The organism is Paeniglutamicibacter sp. GQ140 (genome assembly GCF_059759235.1).
On sequence record NZ_JCAXDW010000024.1, the window covers coordinates 1 to 2,673 of the forward strand.

The 2,673-nt window shown below is 57.2% G+C and carries 2 protein-coding genes and 1 rRNA gene; all 3 read left to right on the plus strand.

Annotated features, from left to right (window positions below):
* The first annotated feature begins 587 nt into the window (after positions 1-587).
* The 3 genes from AC6CHY_RS19880 (at position 588) to AC6CHY_RS19890 (ending at position 2,316) form a co-directional block, all read left to right on the plus strand.
* Positions 588-785, plus strand: a complete 198-nt coding sequence (locus tag AC6CHY_RS19880) for a hypothetical protein (RefSeq protein WP_217391093.1) — start codon at positions 588-590, stop codon at positions 783-785.
* A gap of 163 nt (positions 786-948) precedes the next feature.
* Positions 949-1,065, plus strand: a 5S ribosomal RNA gene (gene rrf / locus AC6CHY_RS19885).
* Between the two features lie 696 nt (positions 1,066-1,761).
* Positions 1,762-2,316 carry an SRPBCC domain-containing protein gene (locus AC6CHY_RS19890; RefSeq protein ID WP_217391092.1) on the plus strand — a complete coding sequence of 185 codons (555 nt, stop codon included), beginning with the start codon at positions 1,762-1,764 and terminating at the stop codon, positions 2,314-2,316.
* Positions 2,317-2,673: the final 357 nt, after the last annotated feature.

Consider the following 2,673-nt stretch of genomic DNA (forward strand, 5'->3'; position numbering starts at 1 on the left):
CTTAACGCCTCGGACAACACACGAACCGTAGTCATTGCTCCCACGGTGTTGCCGACGCGACCGGCCAAATTCCGGATGACGAATGTAGAAGGGGCTTGCTCGCGGCCTGCCAGGTGCTGGAACCGAAGGCCGGCAAGTACAGCTCGCAATGGCGTGGACTACGCAGCGATGTCGTCCTTGCCTCGGCCGATAAGGGATTCACTACAGTTCGTACTCTCTGTACTTGCCGTTCCCTACCGGGGGTGCAGGCGGTGCTTTGACGACCCGGTTAACCAGAACGAGTGAGGGATAGCCCAAGCTCGCGCAGTAGTGAGTGGTCGAGAACTACCGAAACATGCGCGCAAGACTCGACCATATGGAGTCAACGGCAAATTCCATGAAATGTATCATGCCAGGTTGCCATATGGATTGAGTCCATGAACGCGCACCTTTTGCCCGTGCCCGCGAAGGATATTCCAGCCTGACTGGTCTCCAACAAAGCAGAGTACGCCGGTAGCCACATCGACGCCGTCGTAGAAGCGCACAACGTAACCGACGGCGGCTTAGCCCAACCGTCTCCGAACGGGAAACCTCGGGAGCAATACCTGGTGTTCAACGTCGATGCCGATGATGAGATCGTTGGTTCCCTCTGGATCGGACGGCAATCCGATGCTGATTTTGGTAAGCGTTCGGTATGGGACAGTGGGATGTTCGATGCCTTCCAGCACAGACGATTCGGCGTCCGCAAACTATATGAGTCCCCAGGCAACGCACCGAGTTCTATTCAGAAGTTCGAGCAGCTGTGAATCGCGAGGGTCTGGCTGTGACTACCCTCATGGTCCGGATGCCACGTTTTGATTCGCGCTACGTTCCTGGTTCCGCTATAGTTATTGATGAAGAACCACAGCACTTGTTGTGACTCGATAAAGCCACCAGTAATCCTGAATAAGGAATGCTCGGTACTAGAGTTACGGCGGTCATAGCGTGGGGGAAACGCCCGGTCCCATACCGAACCCGGAAGCTAAGACCCACAGCGCCGATGGTACTGCACTCGGGAGGGTGTGGGAGAGTAGGTCACCGCCGGACATAACGTCCCGGAACCCCTGAACATTATTGTTCAGGGGTTCCGATGTTTAACAGGCACATCTAATATGCCGAGCCCGGTTTCCTGCCAGACCATCGCTGATGGCGGCGCGTGCCCTAGCTTCCCGGCCGAACTCATCATTGTGAGCGTGCCGGCCGGCGGCGATTCGTATGAGCTCACCACGTTCCATGAACTCGACCAAGGGGTTCCGGCAGATCTTCCCCTAAATTCACATAACTACCGCCGCGTCGTATTTCGGATGGCCGACCTCTGAGCAGTGGTTGCGCAAGTCCGCGAAGCAGGCTGAAGAAACGTCGGCGAGATGGTGGACGAACACAACATTTGCCGGGGGTTCTCTCGTTGCAGCACGACTTCAACGAGTGTTGTGGAGTGCACCAAGTCAGACGGCTGCCGCACTGCCGCGTGCAAGAAACAGGGTATCGTTAGGCGCGTTTACAGAAGGCGGGTGAGCGGTCGAACCCGCGATTGAGTGGGCCTGAGCTGCAATAGCCGCTGAGCTGACGCTAGATATGCGCACCTTGCCGGATCACATTTTCTTGAGGCAGGATGAACTCCTGAGGGCCTATGTTAAGTCTTGGACCCTGCCCCATGTCCAAGAGCACCCGCAGGATGCTCTTCCATATTTAGCCCCGGCTTCGATACCGCGAACCCCTTGAACGACACCCGAAGGAGAACCCTTGACCAACGAAAACCCAGAATTGGCAGCTGCAGGAGGGCCCATGATTCACGGAACCATGGAATTGATCGACGGCCGCGTGGCCCTCCATTTCGATCTCAGTTTGGCCCATCCTATTGAGCCGGTGTGGCGCGCGGTGAGCGTGCCGGCCGAACTTGAGCAGTGGTTCCCGGCAGCTGTTGATTGGACACCGATGAAGGGGGAGACCTTCGAAGCTGGTGGGGCGACACTCGAGGTGACCGAAGTCGATGCACCGCATCACCTGGCATGGTCCTACGCCGGCCAGCTGCAGAGCTTCAAGCTCACCCAGGAGGGAGACGCTTGCCGACTTACCTTCACCCATGTCTTTGATGACCTCCCGCTTGCAGCGCAGACCGCGGCCGGCTGGGAAACTTACCTTTCGCGGCTTGACCCACATCTACGCGGTGAGCACCTGACTGAAGAAATGGCCCACGAACAATGGGCAGAGATTCATGAACGATATGCCGAGGATTTCGGGGTGGATCCAGAACCAGGCCGAAAATTCGCAGAAGCCCTTCGTTCCGCTCAGCAATGAGACAGCAAACCGTGCGGTCGGCTCTCGCGAATGCTTGGCACAGACTCCTCGCCGACAACTTGCGGCGGAGCCATCCTTCGACGAAATGACGCAACTGCGCTGACGCGTGGCGATCGAATGCAGAATCGATTGCCACGCGGGGGTGATTGCCTCTTTTGTGTGGAATCGGACCAAACTGCCATAGCTCGCCGCTGATGGAGCTGAGCGCTCCTCTAAGTGAATCCGAACTCAGGTTTAAGGCGGGCAGTTTTGCCGCCTAAGGTGTCGCCGGGGTCACAATGCCATTTTTGGGGTACTGATAGCCAAAACGGCCCACAGAGGGCGATTCTGGGCTTCTATCCCGGGGTTTTCAGCAAA